Genomic DNA, 22,634 nt, shown 5'->3' with positions numbered 1-22,634 from the left:
AGCCTTAAAACCTGGGCCCATTCACTTTCATCAGAAGAGAAGGAGTAGGAGACATGACTAAGCTGACCAGACGTAATTTCCTGGCCGCCAGCGCATCCGTCGCTGCGGCATCGACAGTAGCCACCACCAATGCATTCGCCGCACCGGCGGCACCGGCCGCCACCGGCGCCGGCCTGAAGTTCGAAATCGAAAAAGGTGCAACGCTGCGCGTGCTGCGCTGGAAGCGTTTCGTCCAGGGCGATGAAGACCTGTGGAATGCGAACGTGAAGAAATTCACCGAGAAGTTCGGCGTTGCCGTGCGCACCGACAGCGAAGGCTGGGAAGACCTGCGCCCGAAGGCGGCGGTTGCAGCCAACGTGGGTTCGGGTCCGGACATCGTCATGAGCTGGTTCGATGACCCGCAACAATATCCGACCAAGTTGATCGACCTGACCGACCTGGCGACATCGCTGGGCAGCCGTCTGGGCGGCTGGTACGACGTCTGCCGCAAATACGGCACCAAGGACGGCAAGTGGATTGCGCTGCCGGTCGGCGTGGTCGGCAATGCGCTGGTCTATCGCGAAAGCCAGTTGAAAGCAGCCGGCTTCGACGCCGTGCCGAAGGACACCGCCGGCTTCCTGAAGATGTGCCAGGCCCTCAAGGCCAAGAACACACCGGTCGGTTTCGCACTCGGCAAAGCTGTCGGCGACGCCAACAACTGGGCGCATTGGCTGCTGTGGTCGCATGGCGGTAAGCTGGTCGACAAGAAAGGCGCAGTCGCCATCAACTCGCCGGAAACCCGTGCCGCGCTTGAATACGCCAAGCAACTGTACGCAACCTTCATCCCGGGCACCCTGTCCTGGCAAGATCCGTCGAACAACAAGGCTTACCTGGACGGCCAGATCAGCATGACCGCCAACGGCATCTCGGTGTACTACGCGGCCAAGAATTCGACTGATCCGAAGATGCAGGAATTGGCGAAGGATACGCAGCACGCCCACTTCCCTGTCGGCCCTGCCGGCAAGCCGACCGAGCTGATGCAGATCACGCAGATGATGGTCTTCAAGCACACCAAGTTCCCGAATGCGGCCAAGGCTTTCGTGCAGTTCATGTTTGAACCGGAGCAATACAACCCATGGATGGAAGCATCCATCGGCTACGTCAGCCAATCGCTCAAGGCCTATGAAAAGAACGCCATCTGGACTTCGGATCCGAAGGCCACCGTGTATCGCGATTCGGCTGCGCTGATGATCGATCACGGCCACGAAGGTCCGCTGGGCCAGGCGTCTGCCGCCTGCATGGCCGACTACGTGGTGGTCGACATGGTGGCGGAAGCGGCCAGCGGCTCCAAAACCGTGCAGCAAGCAATTGACCGCGCTGCCGATCGGGCCAAACGCTTCTACAAAGCGTAAAAACCTGTTCACGATCTTACTGCGAGGCCGTGATCCGGCGTCGGGCGGTGCTCGGAATCCTCATGTACTGAAGTACATTCCGGTTCCTGTGCTCCGTCCGCCACCGCCTGACGACCTCTCGCTACAGATCGTGAACAGGTTTACGTAATGAATTCTTGCTCTTGAAATCGTAGTGCAAGGAGCAAAACATGCGTTCGCACCGGCAACCGCCGTGCGGACGCAGTCATCACGCTTACCGAGGTCTGCTTATGTTATCCCGACTGCTGAACAATCGTAATGTGCTGGGCATGCTGTTCATGGCGCCTGCCGTATTACTGCTTGTCGTGTTTCTTACTTACCCGCTCGGACTGGGAATCTGGCTTGGCTTCACCGATACCAAAATCGGTGGCGAAGGCAGCTTCATCGGGCTGGACAACTATTCCTACCTGCTGGGCGATTCGCTGGCGCAGCTGTCGCTGTTCAACACGCTGTTCTACACCATCACCGCCAGCATTCTGAAGTTCGTGCTCGGCTTGTGGCTGGCGATTCTGCTCAACAAGAACCTGCCGCTCAAAACCTTCTTCCGCGCCATCGTGCTGCTGCCATGGATCGTCCCCACCGCCTTGTCGGCGCTGGCGTTCTGGTGGATGTACGACTCGCAGTTTTCGGTGATCAGCTGGGCACTCGTGAAGATGGGCCTGATCGATCACTACATCGACTTCCTCGGCGATCCTTGGCTGGCGCGGATTTCCACCGTGGTCGCCAACGTCTGGCGCGGCATTCCGTTCGTGGCGATCTCGCTGCTGGCCGGCCTGCAGACCATCTCGCCTTCGCTGTATGAGGCAGCGGCGATTGACGGCGCCAAGCCGTGGCAGCAATTCCGCTACGTCACGCTGCCGTTGCTGACGCCGATCATTGCAGTGGTGATGACGTTCTCTGTGCTGTTCACCTTCACCGACTTCCAGCTGATCTATGTGCTCACACGCGGCGGTCCGTTGAATGCAACGCATCTGATGGCAACTCTGTCGTTCCAACGCGCAATCCCCGGCGGCTCGCTCGGTGAAGGCGCCGCTCTGGCAACCTACATGATTCCTTTCCTGCTCGCAGCCATCATGTTTTCGTACTTCGGCCTGCAACGTCGCGGCTGGCAACAAGGAGGTGACAAATGAGCAAGAAGTCAAAAGACCTGCAGCAGGAAACGCAAGGCATGGATTTCCTGCAATCGGTGCCGCGCCGCTGGATCACGACGTATATTCCGTTGGGCATCTTCGTGTTCGTGCTGCTGTTCCCGTTCTACTGGATGGTGATCACGGCGTTCAAGCCGGACAACGAACTGCTGCGCCAGACCGGCAATCCGTTCTGGGTGGTGGCGCCGACGCTGGCCCACTTCAAGAAGCTGCTGTTTGAAACCCAGTATCCGGCGTGGCTGCTCAACACGGTGATCGTGTCGGTGGTGTCGACGTTTGCCTCGCTGGCGGCCAGCGTGTTCGCCGCTTACGCCATCGAGCGCCTGCGCTTCCAGGGCTCCAAGCAAGTTGGTCTGGGCATCTTCCTGGCGTATCTGATCCCGCCATCGATCCTGTTCATCCCGCTGGCGGCGATCGTGTTCAAGCTGGGTCTGTTCGATACGCGCTGGGCGCTGATCCTGACGTATCCGACTTTCCTGATTCCGTTCTGCACCTGGCTGCTGATGGGCTACTTCCGCTCGATTCCGTATGAGCTGGAAGAATGCGCGCTGATCGACGGCGCCACGCGTTGGGAGATCCTGATCAAGATCATCCTGCCGCTGGCGGTGCCGGGTCTGATTTCGGCCGGTATCTTCGCCTTCACGCTGTCGTGGAACGAGTTCATCTACGCGCTGACCTTCATCTCTTCTTCGGAAGTGAAGACGGTGCCGGTGGGTATCGTGACCGAACTGGTCGACGGCGACGTCTATCACTGGGGCGCGCTGATGGCGGGCGCACTGCTGGGGTCGTTGCCGGTGGCGGTGGTGTATTCGTTCTTCGTGGAATACTACGTGTCGGGCATGACCGGAGCGGTCAAGGAATAATTCCGTCCTACCTAAAATGAAGGGCTGGCATCGCAAGATGTCAGCCTTTTTCGTTTTTACAACCAACAGATACGACCAAGTATCGGTAGTGATTAGATTTAGAAGCAAATCAAATAATCATAATTAATCGAATTTTTACTATATGAGTGTGCTACCCAGCCGACTATTCTGAATCCAACCAACCCGGCACATGTCATTCGTCCTTCCCTGAATGACGTGGTATAGGAGGATCTGAATGTCGAATTCTTACGCTCCGATTAACCTTCATCATCTCCGATCTGCATTTGCGGATTTTCCTTCGGCCTTGCCATTCCCTCACGCCGTGATTGATCAATTCGTGAAACCGGAAGTCTTGCAACAGCTGGCACAAGAATTTCTCGACTACGATTCGCCAAAATGGTTTTGCTACAAAAATGCGATCGAGGATAAAAAAGCGCTGAACGACTGGAATGTCTTTCCTCCTGAAACATACCGTTTCTTTTGCTACCTCAATTCACCTGAATTTCTTGACGAACTGTCCTCCCTGGTCGGTGAAACGCTGTATTCGGACAGTGGCCTTCATGGTGGCGGTTGGCATTGCCACGGCACCGGCGGCAATCTGAATCCACATCTCGATTATTCGCTTCATCCGAAAATCAATTTGCAGCGCAAGATCAACCTGATCATTTATGTTTCGCAGGAGATGCTGAGCGTCTACGGTGGCCATCTCGGGCTATGGGAGCACGACAGCAACACCAATAGACCGGGAAAGTTGATTAAAGAAGTCGCGCCCTTATTTAATCGGGCCGTCATCTTCGATACAACGAAGAACTCGTGGCATGGCTTGAGCAAGCCGTTGACGCAACCAGACCATATATTCCGCAAGTCCCTTGCCGTCTACTATCTGAGCGAACCAGTCGAGGGGATAAGTCAGCGCGGACGCGCCTTGTTCGCCCCTCGCGAAGATCAGACCGGTGATGCCGAAGTTGAGGAGTTGATTCGCATGCGCATGGACGTGAAAGCCTCCTTGTCGGTGTACAAGAAGGACTGAACTGCGTCGCGAACATTCAGAAATCAACTTCAGGAGGGACTGAAGAGCCAGACTGAAAGCGTCGACTCTCTCATTTTCTGAAATACGTTCTATCCTCAAGAAGCCTCCTCTTGCAGGCGCATTGAATTTGGAGCACTTTCGAATGAAAGTAAATATTTTCCAACTGTTCTATGACAAGAAGAGCAGGAAGATGTTGGATCCCGGTTTCATCCCCCTGGAGATAGCCGGCAATCCGCGTCCGGATTGGCGTGAGTACTGGGCGATCCGAAAATACTTCCTCAAGAATACATTGCGGGAAAACGATTATTACGGATTTCTGTCCCCACTCTTCAAAGAAAAAACCTGTCTGGATTCGCAACAGGTCTTCGCTTTCATCGCAGAAAATCCTGGCGATGATGTCTATACCTTTTCGCCCTCGTTCCCGGAAGCTGCATGCTATTTAAACGTATTTGAGCACGGCAACAGATGCCATCCAGGCATGATCCCCGTCATGAAAGAATTTCTCGACATGCTGGAGATCAACATCGATTTCAGCAAATTCATCAATGATTTTCGCAGTACCGTTTTCTGTAATTACATCATTGCCAAGCCCGTATTCTGGAATAAGTGGTTCACCATCACCGAACGGCTATTCCAGATTGCAGAACGGAAGGAAGGTCGGTTGGCACAGTTGCTGAACAAATCGACCGACTATCATAAAGCTTCCCTGTCGATGAAGGTTTTCATCATCGAGCGCATTGCCTCCCTGCTGCTGGCACTGCTGCCGGAGCTGAAAGTATGCGATTTCGAGATTCAAGTCATGCCCTGGAAAGAAAATGCCAATTACTTTGCTTATCGAAAAGAAATGGTGCTGCTCAATGCACTAAAAATCGCCTATGCGGATTCATTCGACACGGAATATCTGCGCATCTACTTCTCCCTGCGCACCTGCGTGCTACAGCGTTGCGAAGCACTGGAATTCAACGAACATCACATCGATTTTTTCCACGTCGACGAGAATGTCCGGCCAGCCAAAACAGATGAAAAGGATCCCGATCTCCTCATGTCCCCGCCACGTTACGAAGATCCGGTAATGACATGAGCATCCCTATCTTTCAGCTCTACAACGACGAGGCCAGCCGAGAAATGCTGGATCCCGGTTTCCTTCCAATGGAGATCAAGGGGAAGCTCCGGCCCGATTGGCGCGAATATTGGGGAATACGCGGCTATTTCCTTGAGAACCTGCTTGAAGAAAGCAGTTACTACGGCTTCTTCTCGCCGCTTTTCAAAATACAAACGCATCTGACGGCGGAAAAAGCGCTTGCGTTCATGAACGAGCAACCGGGCGCTGACATCTACACATTCTCGCCGTCCGTGGTGGATTCGGCGTGCTATCTGAATGTATTTCAGCAAGGTGAAGAATCTTATTCCGGGATGCTTGCGATCGTAGAGGATTTTTTCAAAAGAATCGATATTCCCATCGACTTCAAGCTATTGATCAACGATTTCCGCACGACCGTTTTTTGCAACTACATTGTCGCCAAGCCGATTTTCTGGCGAACATGGTTCGCGATTACAGAGCGAATCTTTGACATCGCAGAACATGAGAAGAGCAGCTTGAATGAACGACTCAATGCAGTCACCAATCACGGTAACAGTCTCATGCAGATCAAGGTTTTCGTGATTGAGCGCATCGCCTCTGCAGTACTTGCGTTGACGCCAAACCTGAAGGTCGTCAACTATCTGATGCCGCTCCTGCCCCGACTATATTATCCATGTCGGGATGAACTGCGAATGCTCAACGCGTTGAAAATCGCTTATATGACGTCGCAACGAGAGCACTACCTTCGCGATTACTTTTCACTCCGTGAGGAAGTGTTAAGCCGGTGCGATCCTGATTTTAGAAACAAACACCGCATCGATTCCCAATAGTTTCAGCAAGACTCTGTTTAGCGCGCGCCTCTCTACCGCCATCCCGTCACCTCACGCTTGCCGCGTATCCTCTTTCTACCTTCGTTAAGCCTCGCACCAGAATCGCGTGATTTTGGAATATCTGAACGTCCCGCCGCAATACTCGCTTGCTCGGTGCCGCCTTGATTCTTGCCGAATGTTTCGACAAAGAATCACCATTTTTCCTCAAAAATATGCGAAAGAAGACTGCAGAAGCAGAGTCAGCTTGGCGAATTATTTACATTTTACGATGTGATGATCGTAATTTTTCGACATAAAACGTGTATCAGCAAGTAAGATTGCAGTGACACCGTTCGTTAGTCAAAAGGGTTTTTATAAAAACTTCTCCCAAATTGATTCTGTAGATAAAGGCAAGGTGAACAATGAATTTTACTGCTCATAATATTCAGTTGGACGATGGGTCTTTTACAAAACCAGGTGCGATGCTTATGAGCGATCATCCATGCACCATCTCTACCCGAAAAATATTGAATTTAGTCTTTCCTTCAAACAAGAAAAACTATCGTGTTGTCGATTTGGGGTGCCTGGAAGGTGGATATACAGTCGAATTTGCCAAAATGGGATTCAATACTTTAGGACTTGAAGTCAGAGAAGAGAGTATTGCCTGCTGTAATTATGTAAAAGAAAATCTGGATTTGCCGAATTTGGATTTCGTTAAAGACACTGCTTGGAATCTCGACAAATATGGGCCGTTTGACGCTGCTTTTTGTTGCGGTCTTTTTTACCATTTTGATAATCCGAAGGCGTTCTTGGAAAAATTAGCCAGGAACACGAAGAAGTTGTTGATTTTGGAGACTCACTTTGCAACGCCGATGGACAGTGGAGTGAAGCAATTTAATCTTGAACCCATGGCTATGCACGAAGGTCTGCCTGGAAGATGGTATTACGAGTTCGATCCAAATTTGTCTTTCGAGGAAAGAGAAAAAATGAGATGGGCATCCTATGAAAACGACAAATCGTTCTGGATACAGAAAGAATATCTCTTGGGTCTGATTTACGATTTGGGGTTCACCACGGTATTTGAACAATTTGATAGCTGGGCGCCCAACATGGGTGCAAATTTGGATAAATCGTATCCAAATGGTCTGCGTGGAACGTTTATTGGAATCAGGGATGCGTAATGGATAGTGCGTGCTGATTTAATCGCAGGCTCTTTGATTTTGTAAGTGCCACTGATTGAACCGGATTGTCTGCCTCAAAAAAAAGCCCAGCGGTGAGTGCCGCTGGGCTTTTTTTATGAATCCATTTTCAACCGTGATTTACAAACCAGGCTGTGGCCGGGCCATGGGCACCCTGCGTATGCCTTCGCATCTCAGCGGTTCCGTTACCAGTCAAGCAAGCTTTTCGGTGAAGAAGTTCTTCAACGCCACCGATGCGCGCTCGGCCGTTTTCTGATGATAGAAGAAACCCGGATTCTTTGCTTCCGGATCGGTGAACGAGTGGCCGGCCTGGCCGTAGTTGACCAGTTGCCAGTCCAGGTTGGCGGTGCTGACTTCATCGATGAAGGCGTTGACCTGGTCGCGCGGCACCGACGGATCCTGCACGCCGTGCAGCACCAGGATGGCGCCCTTGATGTTTTCCGCATCTTTCGAGTTCGGCGTGTCGAGCGCACCGTGCAGCGAAGCGAACGCTTGCAAGGCCGCGCCCGAGCGCGCCAGTTCCAGCGTTGCGGTGCCGCCGAAGCAGAAACCGCTGGCGCCGAGCTTGCCGTTCAGCTTGACCTTTTCCTGGCCCTTGAATGCATCGAGCACCGCGTTCATGCGCTTGCGCAGTTCGGCGCGATCCTTCTTCAGCGGAACGATGGCAGCGACGCCTTCGTCCGGTGTCGTCGGACGCACGGTCTTGCCGTAGACGTCGCCGACCAGGATCGCCTGGTTCAGCCCGATGATGGTGGCGGTGACTTCCAGCGCCTTCTGGCTGATGCCGAAATAGTTGGGAATGGAAATCACGCCGGCCACAGGCGCCGTGTTCTTCTTGTTGAACAGCAGCACGTTTTCGTACTCGACGCCGTCGAGCGTATGGCTGATCAGTTCGATGCCGAGATCGGTTGTGGGGATGCCGAATTTTGCGGCGATGGGGGCGGCGTCAAAATGGTGACTCATTCAGTTCTCCTGAGTTGCAGATGGGGAAAGCCGATGGGGCCGGGTCCCTGCAAGATGCCCGCTGGAGATGCGGCGTGCATTTTGCAGGAACCGGTCGCATACGGCTTTCTGGCGAAAGCCGCTATCTTTGCACAGCCGCCGAAACTTTGCTGGCGGCGGACGCGTCGCCAGTGCGCGACGGACGCCCCTTTTTTCTGCTATCCACGTCCAAATTTGGGTTGTATGATTAACCATGGTCCCGTTGCAACGGGATGCAAATGAATACTCAATTTCTAAAGGGGACGATGATGTCGGAAGCAAAACAATACCGCTTGGTAACACGCAGCGACTTTGATGGTTTGGTATGTGCGGTGCTGCTCAAGCATCTGAACATGATCAATGAAATCCTGTTCGTGCATCCGAAAGACATGCAGGACGGAAAGATCGCCATTAGCGACAATGACATCACCACCAACCTGCCCTTCGTGCCCGGCGTGCATATCGCATTCGATCACCATTTGTCCGAAACCCTCCGCCACACCGGCGAGCGCAAGAACCACGTGATTCACCCTGACGCGCCGTCGGCTGCGCGCGTGGTGTATGACTATTACGGCGGCGAAAAGGCCTTCCCTGTATCGTGGGGCGACATGATGGCCGCAGTCGACAAGGGCGACGCCGCGCGCTTCAACGAACAGGAAGTGCTCAATCCGGAAGGCTGGGATCTGCTCAACTTCCTGATGGATGCACGCACCGGCCTCGGCCGTTTCCGCGATTTCCGCATCTCCAATTACAACCTGATGATGGATCTGATCGAGCTGTGCAAAACGCATACGATCGAAGAAATCATGGAGACACCGGACGTCAAGGAACGCCGCGAACTGTATTTCGAGCATGCCGACAAGTGCAAGGAACAGATCCGCCGTTGCGCCACCGTGCACAAGAACCTGGTGGTGCTGGACTTGCGCAACGAAGAGGTGATTTTCGCCGGCAATCGCTTCATCATCTACGCAATGTTTCCACAAACAAATATTTCGATTCACGTCTTGTGGGGCCTGAAGAATCAGAACACCGTCTTCGCCACTGGCAAATCCATCCTCAACCGCACCTCCAAGACCAACATCGGCGCGCTGATGCTGGAATACGGCGGCGGCGGACATGAGAACGCCGGTACTTGCCAGATTGAAAACGATCGCGCCGAAGAAGTCCTCAAAACGCTGATCTCCCGCATCAACGCAGACAGCTAATCCTCCCCAGCCCTGCTCCATGAAAGACGGGCGCTTGCAGCATCAATAGCAATATCAGCGTGGCAAGCGCCCTTTCAGCAAAATCCCCCGATGGTCTCGAAATAAGTCAAAATCCCCTCTTGACTTAGAGTGCGCTCCAACTTCTAGACTGCCTCACATGACCACTTCCCTGACCATACAACAAGCTGCCGCAAAGACCGGTTTGTCGGTGCATACCCTGCGCTATTACGAAAAGATCGGCCTGCTCGATCCGATCGCACGCCAGGACAATACGCACCGCCTGTTCCGTGAAGAAGATCTGCTCTGGATCGGATTCTTGCTCAAGCTGCGTTCGACCGGTCTGCCGATCCGCGACATGCTGCGCTATGCCGAACTGCGTCGCGCCGGCAATACGGCGGAAAGTGTGTCTGCACGGAAGGCATTGCTGCAACAGCATGCCCGCACCGTGGAAGAGACGATCGCCGAACTGCAAAGCAACCTGTCCATCCTGCATATGAAGGTCAAAATGTATGAGGACATGGAGGCCGCGCTACCACCGGTCGTCGTCGCTCACCCGCAATCTATCGAGGACGCTTCCAATGACCACAGCAACGACAGCAACAAACGCAACAACTCCACACGCAAAACCGGCGACCCAAGTCGGCACCCGCAAGCTCGGCGCTGACGGCCCGACCGTCTCGTCCATCGGCCTCGGCTGCATGGGCATGAGCGATTTCTATTCAAACCGCGACGACGCCGAATCCATCGCCACCATCCATCGCGCACTGGAACTCGGTATCTGCTTCCTCGATACGGCCGACATGTATGGTCCGCACATCAATGAAGAGCTGATCGCCAAAGCCATCAAGGGCAAGCGCGACCAGGTCTTCATCGCGACCAAATTCGGCATCGTGCGCGATCCGGCCAACCCGGCGGCGCGCGGCGTCAACGGCAAACCCGATTACATCCGCATGTCGGTCGAAGGCAGCCTGAAACGCCTGGGCGTCGACACCATCGACCTGTATTACCAGCACCGCATCGATCAAAGCACGCCGATCGAAGAAACCGTGGGCGCGCTGGCCGATCTGGTCAAGGCCGGCAAGATTCGCCACATCGGCTTATCGGAGGCATCGTCGCAGACACTGGAGCGCGCCAGCAAGGTTCACAAGATCACTGCGCTGCAAAGCGAATACTCGCTCTGGACGCGTGATCCGGAACAGGACGTGCTGGCGACATGCAAGAAGCTGGGTATCGGCTTCGTGCCGTACAGCCCGCTGGGACGCGGCTTTTTGACCGGTGCGATTACACGTCCGGATCAGTTCGACGCTGATGATTATCGTCGCCACAATCCGCGCTTCCAGGGCGAGAACTTTGTGAAGAACCTGCTTTTGGTGGAGAAGGTGAAAGAGCTCGCAACCCGTTACGAATGCTCACCGTCGCAACTGGCATTGGCTTGGGTGCTGGCGCAAGGCGAGCATATCGTGCCGATCCCCGGCACCAAGCGCCGCAGCTATCTGGAAGAAAACAGCGGCGCGCTGGCGGTCACCCTGACGGCATCGCATCTGGAAGAACTGAATCGGCTCTTCCCTGCCGATGCTGCCGCCGGACCGCGGTACACCGAAGAAGGAATGCGTATCGTCAACGGTTGATTCTGAAACTGAAACTGAAACTGCATCTACATCTGCAATAAAAAACGGCTGGCATCTTGCGATGTCAGCCGTTTTTCTTTTGCCTCTGCCGAGGCCCGAAGTGATTCCGGATTACTTCTTGCGCATCGGCGGCAAGTCGGTGCAAACGCCCTTGTAGACTTCCGCCGCCATGCCGATCGATTCGCCCAGTGTCGGGTGAGGATGGATGGTCTTGCCGATGTCGACGGCGTCCGCGCCCATCTCGATGGCCAGCGCGATTTCACCGATCATGTCGCCGGCATGCGTGCCGACGATGCCGCCGCCGACGATGCGATGTGTCTCGGCATCGAACAGCAGCTTGGTGAAGCCTTCCGAACGACCGTTGGCAACGGCGCGACCGGATGCGGCCCACGGGAAGTGGCCCTTCTCCAGCTTGATGCCCTTGGCCTTGGCTTCGTCTTCGGTGATGCCGACCCATGCCACTTCCGGATCGGTGTAGGCCACCGAAGGAATGACGCTGGCGTCGAAGTGGCTCTTCTCGCCTGCTGCAGCTTCCGCGGCAACGTGCGCTTCGTGCACGGCCTTGTGCGCCAGCATGGGCTGACCCACCAGATCGCCGATGGCGAAGATGTGCGGCACGTTGGTGCGCATCTGGCTGTCGACCGGAATGAAGCCGCGATCGGTCACGGTCACGCCGGCCTTGTCGGCAGCGATCTTCTTGCCGTTCGGGCTGCGGCCGACGGCCACCAGCACAAGGTCATACACTTGCGGTTCCGGCGCCTTGGCGCCGGCTTCGGCGGCTTCAAAGGTGACCTTGATGCCTTCCTTCAGTGCTTCGACGCCGACCGTCTTGGTCTTCAACATGATGTTGTCGAAACGCTTTTCGTTGAACTTCTGCCAAACTTTAACCATGTCGCGGTCCGCGCCTTGCATCAAGCCGTCCATCATTTCGACGACGTCGATGCGTGCGCCCAGCGTGGAGTACACGGTGGCCATTTCCAGACCGATGATGCCGCCGCCGATGACCAGCATGCGCTTGGGCACCTGGCGCAGTTCCAGCGCGCCGGTCGAATCGACGATGCGCGGATCTTGCGGCACGAACGGCAGGTTCACCACCGACGAACCGGCGGCGATGATGGCTTGCTTGAACTTGACGGTCTTCTTGCTGCCGTCGGCTGCAGTCACTTCGATGTGGTTGGCGCCGACGAACTGGCCCACGCCTTGCACGACGTTGACCTTGCGCGCCTTGGCCATGCCGGCCAGACCGCCGGTCATGGTGCCGATGACTTTTTCCTTGTAGGCGCGCAGCTTGTCGATGTCGATTTCCGGCTTGGCGAAGGTGACGCCGTGCGAAGCCATCGCGGCAGTTTCATCGATCACCGAGGTAACGTGCAGCAGTGCTTTCGATGGAATGCAACCGACGTTCAGGCAGACGCCGCCGAGGGTCGAATAACGCTCGACCAGCACGGTGTTCATGCCCAGATCGGCGGCGCGGAACGCAGCGGAATAACCGCCGGGACCTGCACCGAGGACCATCATGTCACATTCGATGTCGGCCGAACCGCCGAAGCTGGCGGCGACCGGAGCCGGCGCTGCAGCTGCGGGGGCAGCGGCTGGTGCAGGCGCTGCCGCAGCAGGTGCTGGGGCGGCTGCAGGCGTAGTTGCCGGAGCAGCAGGCGCAGCTGCGGCGTCACCGCTGGCTTCCACCAGCAGCAGCACGGAACCTTCGGCAACCTTGTCGCCTACCTTGACCTTCAATTCTTTGACCACGCCAGCAGTGCTGGACGGGATTTCCATGCTGGCCTTGTCGGACTCGACGGTGATCAGCGATTGCTCGACCTTGATCGTGTCGCCGACCTTGACCAGCAATTCGATTACTTCCACTTCCTTGAAATCGCCGATATCGGGGACTTTGACTTCGCTCAGACTCATGTCTTAACTCCGTAAATTCTGTTGTTCGCTTGTTTGCGCTGCGCTGATTCATTGCAGAAACGAATCAGCGACGCTGCTTTGGAGATGCCTGAAACTGAAGCGCCGCACCGATCTGAATCGGCACGGCGCAGCAGAAACAATTACAGCAGCGATTTACGCAAATCGCCCAGCACTTCGGCCAGATAGGCCGAGAAGCGCGCGCCCATCGCGCCGTCGACCACGCGGTGGTCGTAGGACAGCGAGGTCGGCAGCATCAGGCGCGGCACGAATTGCTTGCCGTCCCAGACTGGTTTGATGATCGACTTGGACAAGCCCAGGATCGCCACTTCAGGTGCATTGATGATCGGCGTGAAGGCCGTGCCGCCAATGCCGCCCAGCGACGAAATGGTGAAGGTCGCGCCTTGCATGTCGGCAGGCTTCAACTTGCCGTCGCGCGCTTGCGCCGACAGGTCGCCCATTTCGGTGGCGATCTGGCCGATGGTCTTCTGATCGGCGTTCTTGATCACGGGCACCACCAGACCGTTCGGCGTGTCGGCGGCGAAGCCGATGTTGTAGTACTGCTTCAGGATCAGGTTTTCGCCCTTGGCATCCAGCGAGGAATTGAACGCCGGGAATTTCTTCAGCGCCGAGACGCTGGCCTTGATCACGAACGCCAGCATGGTCAGCTTGACCGGCGACTTGGCCTTGGCGTAGGCGTCGTTGGAGGTCTTGCGGAATTCTTCCAGCTCGGTCACGTCGGCTTCGTCGAATTGCGTCACGTGCGGGATCATGACCCAGTTGCGATGCAGGTTCGGGCCGCTGATCTTCTTGATGCGCGACAACGGAAGCAGTTCGGTCGCGCCGAATTTGCTGAAGTCCAGCGACGGCCATGGCAACAGATCCAGGCCAACGCCGCTGCCGTTCTTGGCTGGTGCGGAAGATGCCGTACCGGCGCCGCCGGCCAATGCCGCCTTGACGAATTTCTGGATGTCTTCCTGCAGGATGCGGTTCTTCGGGCCGGTGCCGACCACGCGGGCCAGATCAACGCCGAGTTCGCGGCCGTACTTGCGTACCGACGGCGACGCGTGCGATTTGTTGGCCGCACCTGGCGTGACGGCGGCAACCGCCATCGCAGGGGTGGCGGCTGCGGCTGGGGCAGCTGCCGGTGCGGACGCTGCCGGCGCTGCAGCTGCAGGAGCCGGTGCTGCTGCAGGAGCAGCCGGAGCAGCTGCGCCGCCGGTGGCTTCCACCACGGCAACCAGCGAACCCTTGGCAACCTTGTCGCCGATCTTGACTTTCAGTTCCTTGATCACGCCGGCGTGGCTGGACGGGATTTCCATGCTGGCCTTGTCGGACTCGACGGTCAGCAGGGATTGTTCGACCTTGACGGTGTCGCCGACCTTGACCAGCAGTTCGATCACTTCGACTTCGGCGAAATCGCCGATATCGGGGACCAGGATGTCTTGTACGCCGCCCGATGCTGCCGGGGCAGCAGCGGGTGCAGGAGCGGCCGGCGCCGGCGCGGATGCTGTCGCGGCGGCAGGGGCAGCAGCCGCTGCAGCCGGAGCTGCTGCTGGTGCAGCGGTAGCACCAGCGCCTTCAGCGTCAACAATCACGACCACCGAGCCTTCAGCGACCTTGTCGCCGATCTTCACGCGGATCTCTTTGACCACGCCGGCATGGCTGGATGGGATTTCCATGCTGGCCTTGTCGGATTCGACCGTCAGCAGGGATTGTTCGATTTTGATGGTATCGCCTACCTTGACCAGGACTTCAATGACTTCGACTTCCTTGAAGTCGCCAATATCCGGTACTTTTACTTCGATTTGACTCATCTCTTGCGCTCCGTTTGTTCTGGATCCGGTACGTTGCAACTATGCAGCGTCGAATGTATGTCCACTCATGTTGAAGGCGGCTTGCCGATATTACCTGACAAGCCGCCTTGCGGATGGTTTCAAGTTCGCCAAATTGGCGAATTACACCGTCACCGGATTTGGTTTTTCCGGATTGATGCCGTACTTGGCGATCGCTTCGGCAACCACGGAAGGCTTGATCTTGCCTTCGTCAGCCAGCGACTTCAGCGCAGCCACAGTCACGTAGTGACGGTCGACTTCGAAGAACTCGCGCAACTTGGCGCGGGTGTCGGAACGGCCGTAACCGTCGGTGCCCAGCACCTTGTAAGTACGGCCCTTCGGTACGAAGGCGCGAACTTGCTCGGCGTAGGTGCGCATGTAATCGGTCGACACCACGATCGGACCTTCGGTGCCTTCCATCGATTGCTCGAAGTGGCTCTTCTTTGCCGCATCGGCCGGATGCAGCATGTTCCAGCGTTCCACGTCCTGACCGTCGCGCGCCAGCAGCGTGAACGACGGTGCGGACCAGACGTCGGCGTCGACCTTCCAGTCGTCGCGCAGCAGATCGGCGGCGGCGATGACTTCGCGCAGGATCGTGCCCGAACCCAGCAGTTGCACGCGCAGCTTGTTCTTCTTGCTGCTTTCGTTCAACAGGTACAGGCCCTTGAGGATGCCCTCTTCCTGACCGGCCTTGATGCCCGGGTGTGCGTAGTTCTCGTTCATCACGGTGATGTAATAGAACACGTCTTCCTGGTTGCCGACCATGCGGCGCAGGCCGTCATGGATGATCACGGCGACTTCGTGGGCGAAGGTCGGATCGTAAGGCACGCAGTTCGGAATCGCCGAAGCAAACACGTGGCTGTGACCGTCTTCGTGCTGCAGGCCTTCGCCGTTCAGCGTAGTGCGGCCGGCAGTGCCGCCGATCAGGAAGCCGCGGGCGCGCATGTCGCCGGCAGCCCAGGCCAGATCGCCGATACGTTGCAGACCGAACATCGAGTAATACGTGTAGAACGGAATCATGATGCGGTTGTTGGTCGAGTACGAGGTCGCCGCAGCGATCCACGAGCTCATGCCGCCCGCTTCGTTAATGCCTTCCTGCAGGATCTGACCGGCCTTGTCTTCGCGGTAGTACATGACCTGGTCCTTGTCGACCGGTTCGTACAGCTGACCGACCTGGCTGAAAATACCGATCTGGCGGAACAGGCCTTCCATACCGAAGGTACGCGATTCGTCGACCATGATCGGCACCACGCGCTGACCCAGGCTGCTGTCGCGCAGCAGCGCGGTCAGCACGCGCGAGTACGCGGCGGTGGTGGAGATTTCACGGCCTTCGGCGGTTGGTTCCAGCATGACCTGGAATGCCGACAGCTCAGGCACCACCAGCTTTTCGTCAGCTTGCGGACGGCGCTGCGGCAGGTAACCGCCCAGCGCTTTGCGGCGCTCGTGCAGGTATTGCATTTCCGGGGTGTCGTTGGACGGCTTGAAGAACGGGATGTTCGGCAAGTCGGCGTCGGAGATCGGCAGTTGGAAACGGTCACGCATGGCCTTGATGGCTTCGTCGTCCAGTTTCTTGGTGTTGTGTGCGGTGTTGCGTGCTTCGCCGGATTTGCCGAAACCATAGCCCTTGATCGACTTGGCCAGGATCACGGTCGGTTGATCCTTGCTGTCCTGCGCAACCTTGAACGCGGCGTAGATTTTGTGCGGATCGTGGCCGCCGCGGGTCAGGCGCCAGATGTCGTCGTCGGACATCTTGCTGACCATTTCCAGCAGCTTCGGATGCTTGCCGAAGAAGTGCTTGCGCACGAATGCGCCATCCTTGGCCTTGTAGTTCTGATATTCGCCGTCGACGGTTTCCATCATCACTTTTTGCAGGATGCCTTCCTTGTCCTTGGCCAGCAGCTCGTCCCAGCCGCTGCCCCAGATGACCTTGACGACGTTCCAGCCGGCGCCGCGGAAATCGGATTCCAGTTCCTGGATGATCTTGCCGTTGCCGCGCACCGGACCGTCCAGGCGTTGCAGGTTGCAATTGACCACGATGACCAGGTTGTTCAGCTTTTCGCGACCGGCCATGCCGATGGCGCCCATCGATTCCGGTTCGTCCATTTCACCGTCGCCGCAGAAGGCCCAGACCTTGCGGTTGTCGGTCTTGGCGATGCCGCGTGCGTGCAGGTATTTCAGGAAACGCGCCTGATAGATCGCCATCAGCGGGCCCAGGCCCATCGACACGGTCGGGAACTGCCAGAATTCAGGCATCAGCTTCGGATGCGGATACGACGACAGACCATGACCGTCGGCTTCGCGGCGGAAATGGATCAGTTGGTCTTCGGTCAGGCGGCCTTCCAGGAACGCGCGGGCGTAGATACCTGGCGAGGAGTGGCCCTGGATGTACAGCAGGTCGCCGCCGTGGTCTTCGGTCGGGGCGTGCCAGAAATGGTTGAAACCGATGCCCAGCATGTTCGCCAGCGAGGCGAACGAGGACAAGTGACCGCCCAGGTCGCCGTCGACGCGGTTGGCCTTGACGACCATCGCCATGGCGTTCCAGCGCATCCACGAGCGCAGGCGTTCTTCGATTTCCAGGTTGCCCGGGCAGTGTTCGCCCTGATCGGCAGGAATGGTGTTGACGTAAGCGGTGTTGCTGGAGAACGGGATGTGGGCGCCGCGGCGGCGGGCCAGATCAACCATGCGCTCCATCAGGTAATGTGCGCGTTCCGGGCCTTCGGCGTCGATCACGGCTTCGAGGGCGTCGAGCCACTCTTGCGTTTCAATCACATCGGGATCGTTGGCGGCTTGCGCCAGGACTTGGTCGATTTGGGCTGACATGGTACGTCTCCTGAGTTGAAGGGGATCGGCGGGTAGGCCGGATCGCTAAGCTGCGATCGTTAAGCTGCACTACGGCGCCTGTTCAAGCTGCAAATACGCCGTAACACGATTTCTTTGGATTCTTTGTGCCAATACTTTACGGTCTTTGCGCCGCGTGGACGAGGCATTTTAACAGGGCTTTTTTAATTTTCAAATAGCGATATTTGATTTCATATTATGGGAAATTGCTGCAAAGCGGCATAAACACTCACTCTCCCGCCCGGTGTTTTTTAGACATCTCTCGTGAAACCTGAAAATCCCGACTTGGTTGCAGTGCATCGAAAACCTTGTCATCGCCCCGATCAGGGCCTCGCCGGTGGAGCAATCCCTTGCAATTCCTTGTCCGGCCTGCAAAATGCGGGCGCGGCAATCTGATTAAAATGCGGGTTGGTAGGCTTTTTTGAAACGTGCTTCGACCCGGCGATGAATGCCGTACTCATATAAGAGGCACAGGCCCCAATAAATGAAAGCCGCAATCAGATAGAAGGTGAAGGGCCGGAACGTGACCGAAATGATGTCGCCGGTGTATTTCATCAATTCGGCGACGGTAATCACCGACAGCACCGACGTATCCTTGAACAGGCTGATGAGGGTATTGCTGATGCCGGGGATCGCCAGCCGCAGCGCCTGCGGCGCGATGATATTGCAGATCGTCTGGAACCGGGTCAGGCCCAGGCTATACCCGGCGCTCCACTGGCCTGCGCTGACGCCCTCCATGGCGCCGCGCATGGTTTCGGACAGGTAGGCGCTGGCGTTGGCGGTCAACACCAGCGTCCCGATGACGATCAGCGGCAGGTCAATGCCGGCCGCGCCCAGCCCGAAATACACCAGGAAAGCCTGAATCAGCTGCGGCGTGCTGCGCATGAAACTGACATATATATGCGCCAGCCCCGCCAGCACCGGCAGCTGTTCGTGTCGGATGAAGGTCACCAGCATGCCGAGCGGCAGGCCGAACAGCATGCCCAGAACGGCATACAGCAAGGTATAAAACGTCCCCAGCAGAACAAGATTGCCGGAATCGGCGACGAGGGATAGAAACTCTGCCATGAGCATAAGTGAGGAAGGCGATGCCGTCAGCGCTCTTGCGCAGGCGGACGGGATGCATCCAGTCCGAACCATTTGCGCGACATGCGCGCGTAACTGCCGTCCCGGATCATGCCGGCGATGGCGGCATCGACGGCGGCCTTGAATTTCGGATTGTTCTTTTTGAATGGAATACCCTGCCGTTGCGCCTCGCCGATGGCCGCGGCTGCGCGCAGAGGCAATTTCGCCTCCTGCATCATGTAAGGCACCAGCAGGCGGTCGTTCAAGGCGGCGTCGATGCGGCCGTTGGCCAGGTCCTGCAGGTTGAGCGGCGCCGAGACATAGGTCTTGACGTTGATGCCGCCGACGGCATTGAGGGTTTCGGCATAGCTGCTGCCCTGCCCCACGCCGACCGTCTTGCCCTTGAGGCTGGCGAAATCGCGGTATTCGGACTTGTCGTCCTTGCGCAGGATCAGCTGCGCCGTCGAATAGGTATAGGGCTGCGAGAAGTCGAACTCGGCTTCCCTCTTGGGCGTCATGGTGACTTCGGAAACGATGGCGTCGTACTTGCCCACCTGCAGGCCGGCCAGAATGCCGACCCATTCGGTGGCGACGAATTCCACCTTGACGCCCAGCCGGTCGGCCAACGCACGGGCGAACTCGACATCGAATCCCGCCAGCTCGCCGGTCTTTTTGTCCTTGAAGTTGAATGGCGGGTAAGTCCCTTCCAGCGCCACGCGCAAGGTGCCGCGCGCCTTGACGCTGTCGAGCAGGTCCGGTGTCGCCCCTGCCGTCGCTCCTGTCGCCGCGAACCAACCTAGAAGACATACCGCAATGATCTTTTTCACACGCATCGTCGCACCTCGCCGTTAGCTGAACCGGGCGCAATATACGCGAAAAGAATCGGCTTTCAGCCGGCTTCCCGGGCCGCAAAAGCAAAGATGGAAAACTATCGTCAAATGATTTGGCGATCCTCGAATTTATTCAAAACGAGAAGGTGCAAGCGCCCGGTCGCTGACCGGCGGAAGCGAAAGCCGTCGAAAAGTCTCCGGGCGACATTTCACCGTTTGCATGAGAAAAATGCATTCGAACATCAGTATTAATCGTTTTGTCAGTCGCCAAGAGCGTCTTAAGATGCCTCCATCCAATAAGGAAGCAAACAAGGCCAGCATGACCACCCCAGCCCGCGACAGCAATCTGCATCTCCTGTTAACTTCGGCATATCAGAACGACAATGCCGTCCAGCGCCTGTTCGATCTGCTGGAAGTCCCGGCATCGACCCTGCGTCCGGCATCGATCAGCGTCACACGGCTGGAACTGGCACAGGCGCTGAACATGCTGCTGTTCGACAAATTGCTGCAGGAAGTCCCGGCCGGACGCGACTACGTCGCCGATGCGGCTGCCGCCGGCACCAAAATCTGTTTCGACCATGGCGCGGTGCGTACCGTGCTGCGCGGCAAAGCCGGTTCCTTCCCCGACGGCGAAGCGCTGTTCACGCGCATGTTCCTGCCGCTGGGCTACCAATTGGCCGGCCTGTATCCACTGCCGCGCATCAACATGACCGGCCACGTCTACAGCCACATCGACGATCCGGAAAACATCGCTCAGTTCTTTGTGAGCGAACTGCACCCGGAAAAATTCTCAGCCGAATTCCAGAGTACTGTCGATGCCGTGCTGGCGAGCTCGCGCGATCCGCTGTCAGCCGATTTGCTGGCCCTGCTCGGCAAGCTGGCCGATGACGGCGCACTGCCGATCACTTCCGCACAGCGCTTGCTGCCCGCGATGCTGGGCTGCTTTGCGCGCCACCACGACCTCCCGACCTTGCCGCAATACGAAGCGCTGCGCGCCGAGTCCGCCGAGATGGCCTGGATCTCCACCGAAGGCAGTGTATTCAACCATGCCACCGACCGCGTCGCCAACGTCGTCGCCACGGCAGAACTCCAGCGTCAGTTGGGCCGCCCGATCAAGGACGAGGTCGAAGTCTCGCGCAACGGCCGCGTACGCCAGACCGCCTTCCGCGCCGGCAAGGTCAGCTATCAGCTCAAGGATGCCGCCGGCGCCCCGGTCGACATCAGCGTGCCGGGTTCGTTTTACGAATTCATCTCGCGCGACACGTATATAGACGACGCCGGCGTCAGCAAGCTCGATCTGACTTTCGACAGCGGCAACGCCCAGGGCATTTTCAAGATGACAGGCGCGGCAGAAAACGCCACCACAGGAACCGGCGGCAATGTCCGCTGAGTCCTCGCTGGAACAAATCGCCGCACTGCTGGGACCGAACGGCTGCATCGTCGAAGCCTCCGCCCGCGCGCCGTATGAGCACGGCCCCCGTTATGGCGCCGGCACCGCGCTGTGCATCGCCCGCCCGGCCGACGTCGCCGAAGCCGCCGAACTGATGCGGCTGTGCGCGGCGGACAAGATCAGCATCATCCCGCAAGGCGCCAACACCGGCCTGGTCGGCGCCGCCTCTCCCGACGCCTCCGGCCATCAGTTGGTGCTGAGCATGGAACGCATCAAGGGCATCATCGACATCGATCCGGTTGACGGCGTGATCCAGGCCTGGGCCGGCACGCGATTGTCCGACCTGAACCAGGCACTGGAACCCCACGGCCTGTGCTTCCCCATCGACCTCGGCGCCGATCCGTCGGTCGGCGGCATGCTCGCCGCCAATACCGGCGGCGCGCGCCTGATCCGCTACGGCGACGTGCGCCACAACACGCTGGGATTGCAGGCGCTGCTGATGCAGCCGCCCGGCCAACTGCTGGAACTGGGCAACCGCCTGCGCAAGAACAATACCGGCCCCGACTGGAAGCAACTCTTCATCGGCACTGCCGGCAGCTACGGCATCGTCACGCAAGCCGTGCTACGCGCCCATCCCTTGCCGCGTCAGCGCGCCACGGCGCTGGTCGTGCCGTCTTCACCGGAAGCGGCCTTGCGACTGCTGCAGGATGCGGAACGCGAATTCGCCGATTTCCTCAGCGCCTTTGAAGGCATCTCGCAAAACGCGCTTGAATCGGTGCAGCGCCATCTGCCGCAAGCGGTCGCGCCGTTCAACCCCGTGCCGCCGTATGCGCTGCTGATCGAACTGAGTTCATCGGCCGCAGCGAACGAACAGTTCAACCTGGAGCAGTTGTTCATGAGCTGGCTGGAGCGCCACTTCGACGACGCCATCGTCGACGCCGTAGTGGACAAGCCCGACACGCTCTGGCGCCTGCGCCACGCCATCAGCGACAGCGTCAAGCAGGAAGGCAAAGTGGTCGCCTTCGACATCTCGGTGCCGCGCTCGCGCATGCCGGCTTTCCGCGAAGAAGCGCTGGCGCTGATCACGCGCGACTTTGCCGGCGCCGACGTCTATGACTTCGGACATTGGGGCGACGGCGGCGTGCATTTCAACATCGCCATCGCGCCGGCGCAGCAGGAACATTTCCCGCCGCCGCGCATCGAGGCCTTGCGCACCGCCCTCTACGATCTGGTGGTGCACAGCTATCGCGGCAGCTTCAGCGCCGAGCATGGCATCGGGCCGTTCAATCAGCATTACTACGATCGCTATCAGGGCCAGGCGCAGCAACTGCTGGCGGCGCGCATGCAACCGGTTTTCGATCCGCATTACCTGCTCGGCAATACGCGCTTTGGCTGAATACGCCCGGAACATGCCC

The 22,634-nt window shown here is 57.6% G+C and carries 18 protein-coding genes and 1 other RNA gene; 13 read left to right on the top strand and 6 right to left on the bottom strand.

Annotated elements, in window-relative coordinates:
• Nucleotides 1–53: 53 nt before the first annotated feature.
• The 8 genes from E4P32_RS00925 (at nt 54) to E4P32_RS00890 (ending at nt 7,521) form a co-directional block, all read left to right on the top strand.
• Nucleotides 54–1,391 carry an extracellular solute-binding protein gene (locus E4P32_RS00925; RefSeq protein WP_116433674.1) on the top strand — a complete coding sequence of 446 codons (1,338 nt, stop codon included), beginning with the start codon at nt 54–56 and terminating at the stop codon, nt 1,389–1,391.
• Between the two features lie 62 nt (nt 1,392–1,453).
• A non-coding RNA gene (locus E4P32_RS00920) (sX9 sRNA) lies at nt 1,454–1,528 on the top strand.
• Between the two features lie 111 nt (nt 1,529–1,639).
• Nucleotides 1,640–2,539, top strand: a complete 900-nt coding sequence (locus E4P32_RS00915; RefSeq protein WP_116433675.1) for a sugar ABC transporter permease — start codon at nt 1,640–1,642, stop codon at nt 2,537–2,539.
• Nucleotides 2,536–3,420, top strand: coding sequence for a carbohydrate ABC transporter permease (locus E4P32_RS00910; RefSeq protein ID WP_016835554.1), 885 nt, complete (start codon nt 2,536–2,538; stop codon nt 3,418–3,420). Before E4P32_RS00915 ends, E4P32_RS00910 begins: the two co-directional genes overlap by 4 nt.
• Before the next feature lie 235 nt (nt 3,421–3,655).
• Complete coding sequence (locus tag E4P32_RS00905) at nt 3,656–4,450, top strand: 2OG-Fe(II) oxygenase (protein ID WP_116433676.1); 795 nt, start codon at nt 3,656–3,658, stop codon at nt 4,448–4,450.
• A 142-nt stretch (nt 4,451–4,592) separates the two neighbouring features.
• Nucleotides 4,593–5,531 (top strand): hypothetical protein, encoded by a 939-nt coding sequence (locus E4P32_RS00900; RefSeq protein WP_199525592.1) that lies wholly within the window; start codon nt 4,593–4,595, stop codon nt 5,529–5,531.
• Complete coding sequence (locus E4P32_RS00895) at nt 5,528–6,361, top strand: hypothetical protein (RefSeq protein ID WP_116433677.1); 834 nt, start codon at nt 5,528–5,530, stop codon at nt 6,359–6,361. The genes E4P32_RS00900 and E4P32_RS00895 overlap by 4 nt, the downstream gene beginning before the upstream one ends.
• Before the next feature lie 401 nt (nt 6,362–6,762).
• Nucleotides 6,763–7,521, top strand: a complete 759-nt coding sequence (locus E4P32_RS00890) for a class I SAM-dependent methyltransferase (RefSeq protein ID WP_116433678.1) — start codon at nt 6,763–6,765, stop codon at nt 7,519–7,521.
• Nucleotides 7,522–7,731: 210 nt separating this feature from the next.
• Here E4P32_RS00890 and E4P32_RS00885 read toward each other — a convergent pair whose 3' ends face one another.
• On the bottom strand, nt 7,732–8,502 hold the full coding sequence (locus E4P32_RS00885) for a dienelactone hydrolase family protein (protein ID WP_116433679.1): 771 nt from the start codon (nt 8,500–8,502) through the stop codon (nt 7,732–7,734).
• A 287-nt stretch (nt 8,503–8,789) separates the two neighbouring features.
• Here E4P32_RS00885 and E4P32_RS00880 point away from each other — a divergent pair, with 287 nt between their 5' ends.
• The 3 genes from E4P32_RS00880 (at nt 8,790) to E4P32_RS00870 (ending at nt 11,353) form a co-directional block, all read left to right on the top strand.
• Nucleotides 8,790–9,725: an exopolyphosphatase gene (locus E4P32_RS00880; RefSeq protein WP_116433963.1), complete on the top strand. Its 936-nt coding sequence runs from the start codon at nt 8,790–8,792 to the stop codon at nt 9,723–9,725.
• Between the two features lie 157 nt (nt 9,726–9,882).
• Nucleotides 9,883–10,389 carry a MerR family transcriptional regulator gene (locus tag E4P32_RS00875; protein ID WP_116433680.1) on the top strand — a complete coding sequence of 169 codons (507 nt, stop codon included), beginning with the start codon at nt 9,883–9,885 and terminating at the stop codon, nt 10,387–10,389.
• Nucleotides 10,304–11,353 (top strand): aldo/keto reductase, encoded by a 1,050-nt coding sequence (locus E4P32_RS00870; RefSeq protein WP_147306543.1) that lies wholly within the window; start codon nt 10,304–10,306, stop codon nt 11,351–11,353. Before E4P32_RS00875 ends, E4P32_RS00870 begins: the two co-directional genes overlap by 86 nt.
• A gap of 111 nt (nt 11,354–11,464) precedes the next feature.
• On the opposite strand, the gene lpdA is transcribed toward E4P32_RS00870, so the two are convergent.
• The 5 genes from lpdA to E4P32_RS00845 form a co-directional block, all read right to left on the bottom strand.
• Nucleotides 11,465–13,264 (bottom strand): dihydrolipoyl dehydrogenase, encoded by a 1,800-nt coding sequence (gene lpdA / locus E4P32_RS00865; protein ID WP_116433682.1) that lies wholly within the window; start codon nt 13,262–13,264, stop codon nt 11,465–11,467.
• A gap of 140 nt (nt 13,265–13,404) precedes the next feature.
• On the bottom strand, nt 13,405–15,078 hold the full coding sequence (aceF, locus tag E4P32_RS00860) for a dihydrolipoyllysine-residue acetyltransferase (protein ID WP_116433683.1): 1,674 nt from the start codon (nt 15,076–15,078) through the stop codon (nt 13,405–13,407).
• Nucleotides 15,079–15,219: 141 nt separating this feature from the next.
• Nucleotides 15,220–17,916, bottom strand: coding sequence for a pyruvate dehydrogenase (acetyl-transferring), homodimeric type (gene aceE, locus E4P32_RS00855; protein WP_116433684.1), 2,697 nt, complete (start codon nt 17,914–17,916; stop codon nt 15,220–15,222).
• A 414-nt stretch (nt 17,917–18,330) separates the two neighbouring features.
• Nucleotides 18,331–19,002, bottom strand: a complete 672-nt coding sequence (locus E4P32_RS00850; RefSeq protein WP_233526591.1) for an amino acid ABC transporter permease — start codon at nt 19,000–19,002, stop codon at nt 18,331–18,333.
• A gap of 26 nt (nt 19,003–19,028) precedes the next feature.
• The gene (locus tag E4P32_RS00845; protein ID WP_116433686.1) at nt 19,029–19,832 is read right to left on the bottom strand and encodes a transporter substrate-binding domain-containing protein; all 804 of its coding nucleotides are present in this window, start codon (nt 19,830–19,832) and stop codon (nt 19,029–19,031) included.
• A 316-nt stretch (nt 19,833–20,148) separates the two neighbouring features.
• Here E4P32_RS00845 and E4P32_RS00840 point away from each other — a divergent pair, with 316 nt between their 5' ends.
• Together E4P32_RS00840 and E4P32_RS00835 are read left to right on the top strand one after the other, a co-directional pair.
• Nucleotides 20,149–21,219 (top strand): DUF1338 domain-containing protein, encoded by a 1,071-nt coding sequence (locus E4P32_RS00840; protein WP_116433687.1) that lies wholly within the window; start codon nt 20,149–20,151, stop codon nt 21,217–21,219.
• Complete coding sequence (locus tag E4P32_RS00835; protein ID WP_116433688.1) at nt 21,209–22,615, top strand: FAD-binding oxidoreductase; 1,407 nt, start codon at nt 21,209–21,211, stop codon at nt 22,613–22,615. The genes E4P32_RS00840 and E4P32_RS00835 overlap by 11 nt, the downstream gene beginning before the upstream one ends.
• Nucleotides 22,616–22,634 lie beyond the last annotated feature (19 nt).

Origin of the sequence: Herbaspirillum sp. 3R11 (assembly GCF_004563925.1) — a bacterium.
Classification (GTDB): domain Bacteria; phylum Pseudomonadota; class Gammaproteobacteria; order Burkholderiales; family Burkholderiaceae_D; genus Herbaspirillum.
This window is presented reverse-complemented; position numbering and strand designations above follow the sequence as displayed.